This window comes from Enterobacter cloacae complex sp. P18RS, assembly GCF_014982105.1.
GTDB classification, from domain to species: Bacteria; Pseudomonadota; Gammaproteobacteria; order Enterobacterales; family Enterobacteriaceae; genus Enterobacter; species Enterobacter hormaechei_C.
In genome coordinates this window covers 113,937-130,136 of the sequence record NZ_JADCKV010000025.1, presented here as the reverse complement: position 1 = coordinate 130,136, position 16,200 = coordinate 113,937, and the positions used below count along the sequence as shown (strand labels likewise).

The window sequence follows — 16,200 nt, the reverse complement described above, 5'->3', positions numbered from 1 at the left end:
ATGGCAGATTACCAGGGCAAAAAAGTCGTTATCATCGGGTTAGGCCTCACCGGCCTCTCCTGCGTGGACTTTTTCCTTGCACGTGGCGTGACGCCGCGCGTGATGGATACGCGCGTCTCTCCGCCGGGTCTGGACAAGCTGCCGGAGCAGGTAGAACGCCACCTGGGTGGTCTGAATGATGAGTGGCTGCTGGCCGCCGATCTGATTGTTGCCAGTCCCGGTATGGCACTGGCGCATCCTTCCCTGAGCGCCGCCGCGGATGCAGGCGTTGAGATTGTCGGCGATATCGAACTGTTCTGCCGGGAGGCGCAGGCCCCGATCGTCGCCATTACCGGTTCAAACGGTAAAAGCACCGTCACCACGCTGGTGGGGGAAATGGCGAAGGCGGCGGGCAAAAATGTCGGCGTGGGCGGTAACATTGGTCTGCCCGCTCTGATGCTGCTTGATAAAGGGTGTGAGCTGTTCGTCCTTGAGCTTTCCAGCTTCCAGCTGGAAACCACTTCAAGCCTGCATGCGGCGGCGGCGACGATCCTAAACGTCACCGAAGATCATATGGACAGATACCCGTTCGGCTTGCAGCAGTACCGTGCGGCCAAACTGCGCGTTTATGAAAATGCCAAAGTTTGCGTAGTGAATGCCGATGATGCACTCACCATGCCGGTGCGCGGCGCAGACGAACGCTGCATTAGCTTCGGTATTAACATGGGTGACTATCACCTTAATCGTCAGCAGGGCGAAACCTGGCTACGCGTGAAAGGTGAGAAAGTGCTGAACGTGAAAGAGATGATGCTCTCCGGCCAGCATAACTACACCAATGCTCTGGCGGCGCTGGCGCTGGCGGATGCCGTTGGCCTGCCGCGATCTTCAAGCCTGAAGGCGCTCACCACCTTTACCGGCCTGGCGCACCGCTTCCAGCTGGCGCTGGAGCACAACGGCGTACGCTGGATTAATGATTCCAAAGCGACCAACGTGGGTAGCACCGAGGCGGCACTGAACGGTTTGCACGTTGATGGCACGCTATACCTGCTGCTGGGCGGCGACGGTAAATCGGCTGACTTCTCCTCGCTGAAGCAGTACCTCAACGGTGATAACGTGCGCCTGTATTGCTTTGGCCGCGATGGCAGCGAGCTGGCAGCGTTGCGTCCTGAAGTCGCCGAGCAAACCGAGACCATGGAGCAGGCGATGCGCCTCATCGCCCCACGCGTGAAGCCCGGCGATATGGTACTGCTCTCACCAGCCTGTGCCAGCCTCGATCAATTCAAGAGTTTCGAACAGCGGGGTGATGTCTTTACCCGCCTGGCGAAGGAGTTAGGCTGATGCGTTTATCTCTCCCTCGCCTGAAAATGCCGCGCCTGCCAGGATTTGGTATCCTGGTATGGCTGTTTACGGCGCTGAAAGGCTGGGTGATGGCTTCACGGGATAAAGATTCCGACAGCCTGATCATGTACGACCGCACGCTGTTCTGGCTCACGCTGGGGCTGGCAGCGATCGGCTTTATTATGGTCACCTCGGCGTCAATGCCTGTCGGACAGCGTCTGGCAAATGACCCGTTCCTGTTTGCCAAGCGTGACGGGCTGTACATCATTCTCGCGTTCTGCCTGGCGCTGATCACCTTACGCCTGCCGATGTCGTTCTGGCAGCGGCACAGTACGGCCATGCTCATCGCCTCAATCATCATGCTGTTGATCGTGCTGGTTGTCGGGAGCTCCGTTAACGGGGCATCACGCTGGATTGCCTTTGGCCCACTGCGTATTCAGCCTGCGGAGTTCACCAAACTGTCGTTGTTCTGCTACCTGGCTAACTACCTGGTGCGTAAAGTTGACGAAGTTCGTAACAACCTTCGTGGCTTCTTAAAACCGATGGGCGTGATTCTGGTCCTCGCGATCCTGCTGCTGGCGCAGCCCGACCTCGGTACGGTAGTCGTACTGTTTGTCACTACGCTGGCGATGCTGTTCCTGGCGGGCGCAAAACTGTGGCAGTTCATTGCCATCATCGGGATGGGGATTTCGGCGGTGGTGCTGCTGATCCTCGCCGAACCCTACCGTATCCGCCGTGTGACCTCGTTCTGGAACCCATGGGAAGATCCGTTCGGCAGCGGTTACCAGCTGACGCAGTCGCTGATGGCGTTTGGCCGCGGCGAAGTCTGGGGTCAAGGCCTGGGCAACTCGGTACAAAAACTGGAGTATTTACCGGAGGCGCACACCGACTTCATCTTCTCCATTATTGGGGAAGAACTGGGTTATATCGGTGTGGTATTGGCGCTATTAATGGTATTCTTCGTCGCTTTCCGCGCCATGTCGATTGGCCGGAAAGCGCTGGAGATCGATCACCGCTTCTCCGGTTTCCTGGCCTGCTCAATTGGTATCTGGTTTAGCTTCCAGGCGCTGGTAAACGTTGGGGCGGCAGCGGGTATGCTGCCGACCAAAGGTCTGACGTTGCCGTTGATCAGTTATGGTGGTTCGAGTCTGTTGATCATGTCGACGGCCATCATGTTTTTGTTACGCATAGATTATGAAACGCGTCTGGAGAAAGCTCAGGCGTTTACACGAGGTTCACGATGAATCAACCGAAGCGGTTAATGGTGATGGCAGGCGGTACCGGTGGACACGTGTTCCCGGGACTGGCGGTTGCGCACCATTTAATGGAACAGGGCTGGCAGGTACGCTGGCTGGGAACCGCAGACCGCATGGAAGCCGATCTGGTACCTAAACACGGTATCGAGATCGACTTTATTCGTATTTCTGGCCTTCGTGGCAAAGGGATCAAGGCGCAGCTGCTGGCGCCGGTGCGCATTTTCAATGCCTGGCGTCAGGCGCGCGCCATTATGAAGCGTTTTAAGCCTGACGTCGTTCTGGGCATGGGCGGTTACGTTTCCGGTCCGGGCGGACTGGCGGCGTGGTCACTGGGCATCCCCGTTGTTCTGCATGAGCAGAACGGTATTGCCGGGTTGACCAACAAATGGCTGGCAAAAATCGCCACCAAAGTTATGCAGGCCTTCCCCGGGGCATTCCCGAAAGCGGATGTCGTAGGGAATCCGGTACGTGTGGACGTGCTGGCGCTGCCGCTGCCAGATACGCGTCTGGCGGGTCGCGAAGGGCCGGTGCGCGTGCTGGTCGTCGGCGGTTCCCAGGGCGCACGTATTTTAAACCAGACGATGCCGCAGGTTGCGGCAAAACTGGGTGATGCGGTGACCATCTGGCACCAGAGCGGGAAGGGCGCTCAGCAGACCGTTGAGCAGGCCTACGTGCAGGAAGGTCAGCCGCAGCATAAAGTGACTGAATTTATTGATGATATGGCCGCAGCCTATGCCTGGGCCGATGTTGTGGTCTGTCGCTCGGGCGCGCTGACGGTGAGCGAAATCGCCGCCGCCGGTTTACCGGCGCTGTTTGTGCCGTTCCAGCACAAAGACCGACAGCAGTACTGGAATGCGCTGCCGCTTGAGAAAGCGGGCGCAGCGAAGATTTTTGAGCAGCCACAATTTACCGCTGATGCGGTCGCCACTACCCTGGCGGGCTGGAACCGGGATGTATTACTGGAGATGGCGCAACGCGCACGCGCGACCGCTATCCCGGATGCAACGGAACGGGTGGCAAAAGAAGTGAGCCTGGCAGCCCAGGCATAATTCTCGCAGTGCGTGTTGCGCTGCACGATTTTTTTGAAGTAGTCGATGGCGTTTAGAGAATGAATACACAACAACTGGCAAAACTGCGTTCTATCGTGCCCGAGATGCGTCGCGTCCGGCACATTCACTTTGTCGGCATCGGTGGTGCTGGCATGGGCGGTATTGCCGAAGTGTTAGCTAACGAAGGCTATCAGATCAGCGGGTCTGACCTGGCGCCAAACCCTGTTACGCAGCAGCTGGCGTCGCTGGGGGCGACTATCTATTTCAATCATCGCCCGGAAAACGTGAGCGATGCGAGCGTGGTTGTGGTGTCCAGCGCTATCTCCGCGGATAACCCGGAAATCGTTGCGGCGCATGAGGCGCGCATCCCGGTGATCCGTCGCGCGGAAATGCTGGCGGAACTGATGCGTTTCCGTCACGGCATTGCGGTGGCCGGTACGCACGGTAAAACCACCACAACAGCGATGGTCTCCAGCATTTATGCGGAAGCGGGTCTCGACCCGACGTTCGTTAACGGTGGTCTGGTGAAAGCCGCTGGCGTGCATGCGCGTCTGGGCCACAGCCGTTATCTGATTGCGGAAGCGGATGAGAGCGATGCGTCGTTCCTGCATCTACAGCCGATGGTGGCGATCGTCACCAACATCGAAGCTGACCATATGGACACTTACCAGGGCGACTTCGAGAACTTAAAGCAGACCTTTATTAACTTCCTGCACAACCTGCCGTTCTATGGCCGTGCGGTGATGTGCGTGGACGATCCGGTTATTCGCGAGCTGCTGCCGCGCGTCGGGCGTCAAATTACGACCTACGGCTTCAGCGAAGACGCGGATGTACGCGTAGAAGATTACAAGCAGATCGGTGCGCAGGGGCATTTCACCCTCGCGCGTCAGGATAAAGACCTGCTGCATGTCACCCTGAACGCTCCGGGACGTCACAACGCCCTGAATGCGGCAGCGGCGGTGGCTGTTGCGACAGAAGAAGGCATTGACGATGAAGCGATCCTGCGCGCACTGGAGAGCTTCCAGGGGACGGGCCGTCGCTTCGACTTCCTCGGTGAATTCCCGCTGGAGCCGGTAAACGGTAAGCCAGGTTCTGCGATGCTGGTAGACGACTACGGTCACCATCCGACGGAAGTGGACGCAACCATCAAAGCGGCACGCGCGGGTTGGCCGGAAAAGAATCTGGTCATGATCTTCCAGCCGCACCGTTACACGCGTACTCGCGATCTGTATGACGATTTTGCCAACGTCCTTTCGCAGGTTGATACCCTGCTGATGCTGGATGTTTATGCAGCGGGTGAAACTCCGATTCCGGGTGCGGACAGTCGTTCTTTATGTCGTACCATCCGTGGACGCGGTAAAGTGGATCCTATTCTGGTTCCCGACCCGGCTCAGGTGGCTGAAATGCTTGCCCCGGTCCTGACGGGTAACGATCTGATCCTGATTCAGGGCGCGGGAAATATCGGCAAAATCGCCCGTACCTTAGCTGAAATCAAACTGAAGCCGCAAACTCAGGAGGACGAGCGTCATGGCTGATAAGATTGCTGTCCTGTTTGGCGGCACTTCCGCCGAACGCGAGGTTTCTCTGAATTCGGGCGCTGCCGTGCTGGCGGGCCTGCGTGAAGGTGGCGTGGACGCGCATCCGGTTGATCCGAAAGAGGTGGACGTCACGCAGCTGAAAGCGATGGGCTTCGATAAAGCCTTTATCGCGTTGCACGGTCGCGGCGGTGAAGACGGCACGTTGCAGGGGCTGCTGGAGCTGATCGGTATGCCGTACACCGGCAGCGGCGTGATGGCATCCGCCATCTCCATGGATAAACTGCGCAGCAAAATGCTGTGGCAGGGGGCGGACCTGCCCGTTGCGCCATGGGTTGCACTGACGCGTCGTGAATATGAAATGGGTCTGTCGGACAGCGTTAATACACGCATTGCGGCACTGGGCTTACCGGTTATTGTGAAGCCGAGCCGTGAAGGGTCGAGCGTGGGAATGTCCAAAGTCGATAAAGCTGTAGATTTGGCTGACGCTTTAGCACTGGCATTTCAATATGATGAAGAAGTTCTGATTGAAAAATGGCTTAGCGGGCCGGAATTTACCGTCGCGATGCTTGGCGAAGAAATTTTACCGTCAATTCGCATCCAACCCGCCGGAGTCTTCTATGATTATGAGGCGAAGTATCTCTCTGATGAGACGCAATATTTCTGCCCAGCGGGTCTTAAAGCAGAGCGTGAGGCCAAATTACAGTCTCTGGTGCTTAAAGCCTGGAATGTGCTGGGATGTCGTGGCTGGGGACGCATTGACGTGATGCTTGACGGTGACGGGCAATTTTATCTGCTGGAAGCAAACACGTCTCCGGGTATGACCAGCCATAGCCTTGTGCCGATGGCGGCGCGTCAGGCGGGAATGAGCTTCTCGCAGTTAGTCGTACGTATTCTGGACCAGGCGGGCTGATATGTCTCAGGCTGCATTGAACACGCGCAACCGCGATGACGAAGAAGAATACTCCTCTTCGCGCCGGAGTAATGGAACGCGTCTTGCAGGGATCATCTTCCTGCTCGGGGTGCTGTGCACCGTGTTTATCAGCGGCTGGATGGTGCTGGGCTGGATGGAAGACGCGCAGCGGTTGCCGCTGTCGAAGCTGGTGGTGACCGGGGAGCGACACTACACGCGTAACGATGACATTCGCCAGTCGATTCTGGCGCTTGGGTCGCCTGGCACCTTTATGACGCAGGACGTCAACATTATCCAGAGTCAGATTGAACGTCTGCCGTGGATAAAACAGGCGAGTGTCAGAAAACAATGGCCAGATGAATTGAAGATTCATCTGGTTGAATATGTGCCGATTGCGCGTTGGAATGATCAGCATATGGTTGACGTAGACGGAAATTCGTTCAGCGTCCCGAGCGATCGTGTCAACAAGCAGAATTTACCGATGTTGTATGGCCCGGAAGGCAGCGAAAACGAAGTATTGCAGGGTTTTCGTGAGATGGGGCAGGTGCTGGCTAAGGATCGCTTTACGTTAAAAGATGCTGCGATGACGGCGCGCCGTTCCTGGCAGTTGACCCTAACGAATGGCATTAAGCTCAATCTTGGCCGCGGCGACACAATGAAACGTCTGGCGCGTTTTGTAGAACTTTACCCGGTTTTACAGCAGCAGGCGCAGACGGATGGCAAACGGATAAGCTACGTTGATTTGCGCTATGACTCAGGCGCAGCAGTCGGTTGGGAGCCGGCTCCGGTCGAGGAACCTAATCAGCAACAAAATCAGGCACAGGTACAGGCAGAACAACAATGATCAAGTCGACGGACAGAAAATTGGTAGTAGGACTGGAGATTGGCACCGCGAAGGTTGCCGCTTTGGTAGGGGAAGTTCTGCCCGACGGTATGGTCAATATCATTGGCGTGGGCAGCTGCCCCTCCCGTGGTATGGATAAAGGTGGGGTAAACGACCTTGAGTCGGTGGTGAAATGCGTTCAGCGCGCCATCGACCAGGCTGAATTGATGGCAGATTGCCAGATTTCCTCTGTCTATCTGGCCCTGTCTGGTAAGCACATCAGCTGCCAGAATGAAATCGGTATGGTGCCGATTTCTGAAGAAGAGGTGACGCAGGAAGACGTTGAGAACGTTGTCCACACGGCGAAATCCGTGCGTGTTCGCGACGAGCACCGTGTGCTGCATGTGATCCCGCAGGAATACGCGATCGACTACCAGGAAGGCATCAAGAATCCGGTCGGTCTGTCGGGCGTGCGTATGCAGGCAAAAGTGCACCTGATCACATGTCACAACGATATGGCGAAGAACATTGTAAAAGCCGTTGAACGTTGTGGCCTGAAAGTTGACCAACTCATTTTCGCCGGTCTTGCCGCGAGCTATTCCGTGCTGACCGAAGACGAACGTGAACTGGGCGTCTGTGTGGTCGATATTGGTGGTGGTACAATGGACATGGCCGTCTATACCGGCGGTGCGTTACGCCACACCAAAGTGATCCCGTACGCCGGGAATGTGGTGACCAGCGATATCGCTTACGCCTTTGGTACGCCACCGAGCGATGCAGAGGCGATTAAAGTGCGCCATGGTTGCGCGTTGGGCTCTATCGTCGGCAAAGACGAGAGCGTTGAAGTGCCGAGCGTAGGCGGGCGACCGCCGCGCAGCCTGCAACGCCAGACGCTGGCAGAGGTGATTGAGCCGCGTTATACCGAGCTGCTCAACCTGGTCAACGAAGAGATTTTGCAGTTACAGGAACAGCTTCGCCAGCAGGGTGTGAAACATCATCTCGCGGCGGGGATTGTATTAACCGGCGGGGCAGCGCAAATTGAAGGTCTTGCGGCCTGCGCTCAGCGCGTGTTCCATACGCAGGTGCGTATTGGTGCGCCGCTGAATATTACCGGTTTAACGGATTACGCTCAGGAGCCGTATTACTCAACGGCCGTGGGCCTGCTGCACTACGGGAAAGAATCCCATTTGAGTGGTGAAGCAGAAGTGGAAAAACGCGTCTCGGTGGGGTCTTGGGTCAAACGACTTAACACCTGGTTGCGAAAAGAGTTTTAATTTTTTTAAGAGACCGGAGAGAATTAGCGGTCTCGGGCGACAGGCACAACGGAGAGAGAGATTATGTTTGAACCTATGGAATTAACCAACGACGCGGTGATTAAAGTCATCGGCGTCGGTGGCGGCGGCGGTAACGCCGTAGAGCACATGGTGCGCGAGCGCATCGAAGGTGTTGAATTCTTCGCGGTGAACACCGATGCGCAGGCGCTGCGTAAAACGGCTGTTGGCCAGACGATTCAGATCGGTGGTGGCATCACCAAAGGTCTGGGAGCAGGGGCTAACCCGGAAGTGGGCCGCAACGCGGCAGAAGAAGATCGTGAAGCGCTGCGCGCTGCACTGGACGGTGCAGACATGGTCTTCATCGCAGCGGGTATGGGCGGCGGTACAGGTACCGGTGCAGCACCCGTTGTGGCGGAAGTCGCTAAAGATTTAGGTATTCTGACCGTTGCTGTCGTGACCAAGCCTTTCAACTTTGAAGGTAAGAAGCGTATGGCTTTCGCGGAGCAGGGTATCACCGAGCTGTCCAAGCACGTGGACTCTCTGATTACCATCCCGAACGACAAGCTGCTGAAAGTGCTGGGTCGCGGTATCTCTCTGCTGGACGCCTTTGGCGCGGCAAACGACGTGCTGAAAGGCGCGGTTCAGGGTATTGCTGAACTGATTACCCGTCCAGGTCTGATGAACGTTGACTTTGCAGACGTTCGCACCGTGATGTCCGAGATGGGCTACGCGATGATGGGCTCTGGCGTGGCGAGCGGCGAAGACCGTGCGGAAGAAGCCGCTGAAATGGCGATCTCTTCTCCACTGCTGGAAGATATCGATCTGTCTGGTGCGCGCGGCGTGCTGGTCAACATTACCGCTGGCTTTGACCTGCGTCTGGATGAGTTCGAAACCGTGGGTAACACCATCCGTGCGTTCGCCTCTGACAACGCGACCGTCGTTATCGGTACGTCCCTTGATCCGGAAATGAACGACGAACTGCGTGTGACCGTTGTGGCCACCGGTATCGGTATGGACAAGCGTCCTGAGATCACCCTGGTGACCAACAAACAGACTCAGCAGCCGGTTATGGATCGTTACCAGCAGCACGGTATGGCGCCTCTGACTCAGGAGCAAAAACCCGCTGCGAAAGTGGTGAACGACCCGACTCCACAAACGGCAAAAGAGCCAGATTATCTGGATATCCCGGCGTTCCTGCGTAAGCAAGCTGACTAAGAATTGGCTGGAATTTGGGGATTTGCGCTCTTTGTGCTAAACTGGCCCACCGTTAGTGATATACACTCTCGGTTGGATAGTTAATTTGGCGAGATTATACGATGATCAAACAAAGGACACTTAAACGTATCGTTCAGGCGACGGGTGTCGGTTTACATACCGGCAAGAAAGTCACACTGACGTTACGCCCTGCGCCGGCCAATACCGGGGTCATCTATCGTCGCACCGACTTGAATCCACCGGTAGATTTTCCGGCCGATGCCAAATCTGTGCGTGATACTATGCTCTGTACTTGTCTGGTGAACGAGCATGACGTGCGGATTTCTACCGTAGAGCACCTGAACGCCGCCCTGGCGGGTCTGGGTATCGACAACATTATGGTTGAAGTCGATGCGCCAGAAATCCCGATCATGGACGGGAGTGCTGCTCCGTTCGTTTATTTGTTGCTGGATGCCGGCATCGAAGAACTGAACTGCGCGAAGAAATTTGTTCGCATTAAAGAGACCGTTCGCGTCGAAGATGGCGACAAATGGGCTGAATTCAAACCGTACAATGGTTTCTCGTTGGACTTCACCATCGATTTTAACCATCCGGCGATTGACTCCAGCACCCAGCGCTATGCGATGAACTTCTCTGCGGATGCGTTCATGCGTCAGATCAGCCGAGCACGTACCTTCGGCTTTATGCGTGATATCGAATATCTGCAATCCCGCGGCCTGTGCCTGGGCGGCAGCTTCGATTGTGCCATCGTTGTTGACGATTATCGCGTACTGAACGAAGACGGCCTGCGTTTTGAAGATGAATTTGTTCGTCACAAAATGCTGGACGCGATCGGCGACCTCTTCATGTGTGGTCACAACATCATTGGTGCATTTACCGCGTTTAAATCCGGTCATGCACTGAACAACAAACTGTTGCAGGCCGTCCTGGCAAAACAGGAAGCCTGGGAATATGTGACCTTCGAAGACGAAGCTGAACTGCCGCTGGCGTTCAAAGCCCCGACTATGGTCCTGGCGTAACGGTTAAAGCCGTTTCGTAAGAAAAGCGACTGGTTCACCTGGTACTCTCTCCGACCAGGGAAGCCAGTCGTTTTTATTTCTGCCCTTCTTTAATTTGTCCCCCTCACCCCTGGCCTGTGTCGGGTGCCGAATAACGGTGTGTTCGCTGCATTATTGACCGTTTTTACCTGCTGCAAGGTGTCATTCCTGCTGCCGTGTATTGGCTTTAGTGGTAATATCTGGGCGCTAAAAAAGAATAACTGAACTCAGCCTGCACTGGCGGGCGAACGTGGTGGAGCAAGTGAGCGGAATACTGACGCGCTGGCGACAATTTGGCAGACGTTACTTCTGGCCGCATCTCTTATTGGGGATGGTCGCGGCGAGTTTCGGCTTGCCTGTGCTCAGCAACAGCGCAGACGCGGCCACGCCAGCACGTTCCACGACGACCAAACACGATCTCACCACACGGGTTAACTTCACTAATCTCGCATGGCTTGAAGCCAGCCGCCGTCCCAATTTCTCCGTTGATTACTGGCAGCAGCACGCGATTCGCACGGTTATCCGCCATCTGTCATTCGCGATGGCGCCGCAGACGATGCCTGTTGCGGAAGAAACGCTGCCGGTTCAGGCTCAGCATCTTGCCCTGCTCGATACGCTTAATGCGCTTCTGACGCAGGACAACCAGCCGCCAGTGACCGTAAATCAGACGGCGCAAACGGATTTTGTTTCCCCTGCATCCTTCTCTGTTTCGACATGGATTAGCCAGGTTCACGGCATCCGTGCCGGGCCTCAACGCCTCAGCTAAATTAACCTTTTTCAATACCTTAATTTATCTGCCCGACTGGGGCGTTTGAGAATTTATTATGCTAATCAAATTGTTAACCAAAGTTTTTGGTAGTCGTAACGATCGTACCCTGCGCCGCATGCGCAAAGCTGTGAACGTCATCAACGGTATGGAACCGGCGATGGAGAAGCTCACTGATGATGAGCTGAAAGCGAAAACCGCGGAGTTCCGTGCGCGTCTGGAGAAAGGTGAAACCTTAGAAAGCCTGATCCCGGAAGCCTTCGCCGTTGTACGTGAGGCCAGTAAACGCGTGTTCGGCATGCGTCACTTCGACGTGCAGCTGCTGGGCGGGATGGTGCTCAACGAGCGCTGCATCGCGGAAATGCGTACCGGTGAAGGTAAAACCCTGACGGCAACGCTGCCGGCTTACCTGAATGCGCTGACGGGTAAGGGCGTTCACGTTGTTACCGTCAACGACTATCTGGCGCAGCGCGACGCCGAAAACAACCGTCCGCTGTTCGAATTCCTCGGCATGACCGTAGGCATTAACATGTCCGGCCTGCCGGCACCTGCCAAGCGTGAAGCCTATAACGCAGATATCACCTACGGCACCAACAACGAATACGGCTTCGACTACCTGCGCGACAACATGGCGTTCAGCCCGGAAGAGCGCGTCCAGCGTAAACTGCACTATGCGCTGGTGGATGAGGTTGACTCCATTCTGATCGATGAAGCGCGTACCCCGCTGATCATCTCCGGCCCGGCCGAAGACAGCTCCGAGATGTACCGTAAAGTCGACAAAATCATTCCTCACCTGCTGCGTCAGGAGAAAGAAGACTCCGATACTTTCCAGGGGGAAGGTCACTTCTCCGTGGATGAAAAAGCGCGTCAGGTCAACCTGACCGAACGCGGCCTGGTGAAAATCGAAGAGTTGCTGGTGGCTGAAGGCATTATGGAAGAGGGCGAGTCTCTGTACTCCCCGAGCAACATCATGCTGATGCACCACGTAACGGCCGCACTGCGCGCGCACGCCCTGTTCACCCGCGACGTTGACTACATCGTTAAAGACGGCGAAGTCATCATCGTCGATGAACACACCGGCCGTACTATGCAGGGACGTCGCTGGTCCGATGGCCTGCACCAGGCCGTGGAAGCGAAAGAAGGCGTGGATATTCAAAACGAAAACCAGACGCTGGCATCCATCACCTTCCAGAACTACTTCCGTCTGTACGAGAAGCTGGCGGGGATGACCGGTACCGCAGATACCGAAGCGTTTGAGTTCAGCTCCATCTATAAGCTGGATACCGTGGTAGTACCTACCAACCGTCCGATGATCCGTAAGGATATGCCGGACCTGGTATACATGACTGAAGCGGAAAAAATTCAGGCGATCATTGAAGATATTCGCGAACGTACCGCGAAGGGCCAGCCGGTACTGGTGGGGACCATCTCCATCGAGAAATCCGAAGTGGTATCTAACGAGCTGACTAAAGCGGGCATCAAACACAACGTTCTGAACGCCAAGTTCCACGCTAAAGAAGCAGATATCGTTGCGCAGGCGGGTTACCCGGCTGCCGTAACCATCGCCACCAACATGGCGGGTCGTGGTACCGATATTATGCTCGGCGGTAGCTGGCAGGCCGAAGTGGCGGAGCTGGAAAACCCAACCCCAGAGCAAATCGCGCAGATCAAAGCCGACTGGCAGGTGCGTCACGACGCGGTGCTGGCATCCGGTGGTCTGCACATCATTGGTACAGAGCGTCATGAATCCCGTCGTATCGATAACCAGCTGCGTGGTCGTGCGGGTCGTCAGGGTGATGCCGGTTCTTCCCGCTTCTATCTGTCTATGGAAGATGCGCTGATGCGTATTTTCGCCTCTGACCGTGTGTCCGGCATGATGCGTAAACTGGGCATGAAACCTGGCGAAGCGATCGAGCACCCGTGGGTTACCAAAGCGATTGCGAACGCCCAGCGTAAAGTAGAAAGCCGCAACTTCGATATTCGTAAGCAGCTGCTGGAATATGATGACGTTGCCAACGACCAGCGTCGTGCGATCTACACCCAGCGTAACGAACTGCTGGACGTGTCCGACGTGAGCGAAACCATCAACAGCATTCGCGAAGATGTGTTCAAAGCCACTATCGACGCGCACATTCCGCCGCAGTCTCTGGAAGAGATGTGGGATATCGAAGGTTTGCAGGAACGTCTGAAAAACGACTTCGATCTCGAACTGCCAATCAAAGAGTGGCTGGACAAAGAGCCTGAGCTGCACGAAGAGACCCTTCGCGAGCGTATCTACGAAACCGCGCTGGACGTCTACAAGCGTAAGGAAGAAGTGGTTGGCGCAGAGATGATGCGTCACTTCGAGAAAGGCGTAATGTTGCAGACCCTGGACTCCCTGTGGAAAGAGCACCTGGCGGCAATGGACTACCTGCGTCAGGGTATCCACCTGCGTGGTTATGCGCAGAAAGATCCGAAGCAGGAGTACAAGCGTGAATCCTTCTCCATGTTTGCTGCCATGCTGGAGTCGCTGAAGTATGAAGTCATCAGCACCCTGAGCAAAGTTCAGGTGCGTATGCCGGAAGAAGTGGAAGCGATGGAGCAGCAGCGTCGTGAAGAAGCTGAGCGTCTGGCACAGATGCAGCAGCTGAGCCATCAGACCGATGAAAGCGAAGCCGCAGCGGCAATCGCAGCGCAGACGGGCGATCGTAAAGTCGGTCGTAACGATCCGTGCCCATGCGGTTCCGGCAAAAAATACAAGGCGTGCCACGGCCGTCTGAGCTAAGAACATAACAAACTGAAAAGGCGCAGATATCTGCGCCTTTTTTATGGAAGTGACATGATGAAAACACTGCAAATTGCTGTCGGGATCATTCGCAACCCGCAAAATCAGATCTTCATTACCCAACGTACCGCCGATGCGCACATGGCCAACAAATGGGAATTCCCCGGCGGAAAAATCGAATCAGGTGAAACGCCGGAGCAGGCGCTGGTGCGTGAGCTTCAGGAAGAGGTGGGGATCACCCCGCTTGGCGCAACGCTGTTCGATAAGCTGGAGTACCAGTTTCCGGATCGTCACATCACGCTGTGGTTCTGGCTGGTTGAAAACTGGGAAGGTGAGCCGTGGGGAAAAGAGGGGCAGCCGGGTAACTGGATTGAGCTTCAGGCCAGCGATGCGGAAAAATTCCCGCCTGCCAATGAGCCTGTGATCCTCCGGCTGGCCGCACAACCGTAGGCCTGCTAAGCGACGCGCCAGCAGGCTTTGAACGTTACTGCTGGTTTTCGCTCCAGTCATCGCTATCCGAGAGATCGCCTTCGCTCGGGATGCGTTTCTCTTCCGCCGCCCATTCGCCCAGGTCTATAAGCTGACAGCGCTTACAGCAGAATGGGCGAAATGGACTTACGTCTCCCCAGACGACAGTTTTCCCACAGGTTGGGCAGTTTACGGTGGTTACGTCAGACATTGGCACTCCTTAACAACAGGCCAGTTCAAAATCGAGGCGTTCCGGCACGGTGCCATGTTCACTGTCCAGCGGCATAAAGCGGATCGCGAAACGGCTTTTATGTCCGGAAATTTGCGGGTAAAGCTGCTCGCCAAGAGACAGATTCAGGCGCAGAAGATCGGCGTCGTCGCCGTTATCCTGATAAAAACCGTTGAGACTGGTTTGTTTGCGGAACGGGGCAGAGTTACGCACAAGATCGAGGATCAGGGATAACGTCTGATTCATCGGCTCCAGGCTGCCCAGCCAGCTGTTCACCTGGCGATCGCGCTGTTCCTGCGGCATGTGCAGCCACATATGCAGCGTTGGCAGGTCAAAGCTACAGCATCCGCCCGGTATGCTCAGGCGCTGGCGCACCAGCGCAATCAGACGATCCTCTCGTAAAAACTGGCCAACGCGCGGCGCGGCCATCAGGGTTGTGCTGCTGTTTTTCAGCTGCTTGCGTAAAGCGTCAATTCGACTTTGATCCACGCCCGGTACTTCGGCCCAGGCCTGTAATTTACGCTGCTGGCGCTCCAGCTCTTTCAACAGCTCAGTGCGGACGTCGCCGCGTTCAATCACATCCAGCAGATCGCCCACGTTGCGGAAAAAATGCAGCGCGGTGGCGTGATCGTTGACAGGCAGATGTTGTGAAAGCTGTTGAATAAGAAATTCTATGCGTAGCCAGGTACGCATTTTTTCGTTAAGCGGGTGCTCAAAAAGGATATGAGTCGACATTATGGTTTTTCCTGTGCAACGGCCTGCGCGGCGAAGGTCAGATACTGCGCGTGCAGACGAGCAACATCCGATGCAATAGCATCTGGTGCGCCGTTATTATCAATAACATCATCCGCAACGGCGAGGCGCGCTTCGCGCGTGGCCTGTGCGGCAAGAATTTGTTCAGCATGCTCGCGTGAAACATGGTCACGCGCCATGGTTCTCTGGATTTGCGTTTCGCGGGAAACGTCAATCACCAGCGTTCTGTCTGCTTTATTTTGAAGCTGATTTTCCACCAGTAACGGGACCACCCACAACACATAGGGCGAACTGGCTGCGGCAATCTGACGCTGAGTTTCCTGGTGGATAATGGGGTGGAGCAGGGCATTAAGCCAGGCTTTTTCCGCTGGATCGGAAAATATGCACTCACGCAGCTGCCGACGATTCAGGGTGCCGTCAGCCTGTATCACACGGCGACCAAAATGCGCTTCGATGGCGTTTAAGGCGGGTGTATTGGGTTCTACCACCTGACGGGCAATGATATCGGCGTCGATAATCGTGATGCCGAGACGAGCAAACGCGTGCGCAACGGTGCTTTTACCACTACCGATGCCGCCGGTTAATGCGACGATATACCCCATTAAATCAGATCCTGGGAATTATTCAGTTTTAAAATCAGTTGTTTAAAATTCAAACTTACAACAGCCAATGTTTAGCTCTCTTTACCCGCTTTTTACCAGGTAAATTTATAGGATTGTAGCGTAAAAAAAGAGAATTTCGCAGTCTTGCGGAGCAGGTATTAGTGCGTATGATAGCGTCACTGGAGTTGTGCTTTTAATA

15 protein-coding genes are annotated in these 16,200 nt (G+C 55.5%); 12 read left to right on the top strand and 3 right to left on the bottom strand.

The window, feature by feature from the left end:
• The 12 genes from murD to mutT all read left to right on the top strand — a co-directional run bounded on the left by murD (window position 1) and on the right by mutT (window position 14,399).
• Window positions 1-1,317, top strand: coding sequence for a UDP-N-acetylmuramoyl-L-alanine--D-glutamate ligase (murD, locus tag INF61_RS18910; RefSeq protein ID WP_032647246.1), 1,317 nt, complete (start codon window positions 1-3; stop codon window positions 1,315-1,317).
• Window positions 1,317-2,561, top strand: a complete 1,245-nt coding sequence (gene ftsW / locus INF61_RS18905; protein ID WP_003856348.1) for a cell division protein FtsW — start codon at window positions 1,317-1,319, stop codon at window positions 2,559-2,561. The genes murD and ftsW overlap by 1 nt, the downstream gene beginning before the upstream one ends.
• Entirely contained in the window at window positions 2,558-3,622 is a 1,065-nt protein-coding gene (gene murG / locus INF61_RS18900; RefSeq protein WP_017383783.1) for an undecaprenyldiphospho-muramoylpentapeptide beta-N-acetylglucosaminyltransferase, read from the top strand. The genes ftsW and murG overlap by 4 nt, the downstream gene beginning before the upstream one ends.
• A 59-nt stretch (window positions 3,623-3,681) precedes the next feature.
• Window positions 3,682-5,157, top strand: a complete 1,476-nt coding sequence (murC, locus tag INF61_RS18895; RefSeq protein WP_003856345.1) for a UDP-N-acetylmuramate--L-alanine ligase — start codon at window positions 3,682-3,684, stop codon at window positions 5,155-5,157.
• Window positions 5,150-6,070, top strand: coding sequence for a D-alanine--D-alanine ligase (locus tag INF61_RS18890; protein ID WP_193548000.1), 921 nt, complete (start codon window positions 5,150-5,152; stop codon window positions 6,068-6,070). Before murC ends, INF61_RS18890 begins: the two co-directional genes overlap by 8 nt.
• 1 nt (window position 6,071) lies before the next feature.
• On the top strand, window positions 6,072-6,914 hold the full coding sequence (gene ftsQ / locus INF61_RS18885; RefSeq protein WP_003856342.1) for a cell division protein FtsQ: 843 nt from the start codon (window positions 6,072-6,074) through the stop codon (window positions 6,912-6,914).
• Window positions 6,911-8,167: a cell division protein FtsA gene (gene ftsA, locus INF61_RS18880; protein ID WP_003856340.1), complete on the top strand. Its 1,257-nt coding sequence runs from the start codon at window positions 6,911-6,913 to the stop codon at window positions 8,165-8,167. The genes ftsQ and ftsA overlap by 4 nt, the downstream gene beginning before the upstream one ends.
• Before the next feature lie 63 nt (window positions 8,168-8,230).
• The gene (ftsZ, locus tag INF61_RS18875) at window positions 8,231-9,382 is read left to right on the top strand and encodes a cell division protein FtsZ (RefSeq protein ID WP_003856338.1); all 1,152 of its coding nucleotides are present in this window, start codon (window positions 8,231-8,233) and stop codon (window positions 9,380-9,382) included.
• Window positions 9,383-9,483: 101 nt separating this feature from the next.
• The gene (lpxC, locus tag INF61_RS18870; protein WP_003856337.1) at window positions 9,484-10,401 is read left to right on the top strand and encodes a UDP-3-O-acyl-N-acetylglucosamine deacetylase; all 918 of its coding nucleotides are present in this window, start codon (window positions 9,484-9,486) and stop codon (window positions 10,399-10,401) included.
• Between the two features lie 280 nt (window positions 10,402-10,681).
• Window positions 10,682-11,185 carry a secA translation cis-regulator SecM gene (secM, locus tag INF61_RS18865; RefSeq protein WP_032103219.1) on the top strand — a complete coding sequence of 168 codons (504 nt, stop codon included), beginning with the start codon at window positions 10,682-10,684 and terminating at the stop codon, window positions 11,183-11,185.
• A 58-nt stretch (window positions 11,186-11,243) separates the two neighbouring features.
• Window positions 11,244-13,949 carry a preprotein translocase subunit SecA gene (gene secA, locus INF61_RS18860; RefSeq protein WP_015572673.1) on the top strand — a complete coding sequence of 902 codons (2,706 nt, stop codon included), beginning with the start codon at window positions 11,244-11,246 and terminating at the stop codon, window positions 13,947-13,949.
• Between the two features lie 57 nt (window positions 13,950-14,006).
• Window positions 14,007-14,399, top strand: a complete 393-nt coding sequence (gene mutT, locus INF61_RS18855) for an 8-oxo-dGTP diphosphatase MutT (RefSeq protein ID WP_193548001.1) — start codon at window positions 14,007-14,009, stop codon at window positions 14,397-14,399.
• Between the two features lie 34 nt (window positions 14,400-14,433).
• Here the strand turns inward: mutT and yacG are convergent, their stop codons facing one another.
• From yacG to coaE, 3 genes are read right to left on the bottom strand one after another with little or no spacing between them, the layout of a single operon-like run.
• Window positions 14,434-14,628, bottom strand: a complete 195-nt coding sequence (yacG, locus tag INF61_RS18850; protein WP_015572675.1) for a DNA gyrase inhibitor YacG — start codon at window positions 14,626-14,628, stop codon at window positions 14,434-14,436.
• Between the two features lie 9 nt (window positions 14,629-14,637).
• A complete protein-coding gene (gene zapD, locus INF61_RS18845; RefSeq protein ID WP_017383779.1) occupies window positions 14,638-15,381 on the bottom strand; it encodes a cell division protein ZapD in 744 nt (247 codons plus the stop codon).
• Window positions 15,381-16,001, bottom strand: a complete 621-nt coding sequence (gene coaE, locus INF61_RS18840) for a dephospho-CoA kinase (protein ID WP_193547999.1) — start codon at window positions 15,999-16,001, stop codon at window positions 15,381-15,383. The genes zapD and coaE overlap by 1 nt, the downstream gene beginning before the upstream one ends.
• Window positions 16,002-16,200 lie beyond the last annotated feature (199 nt).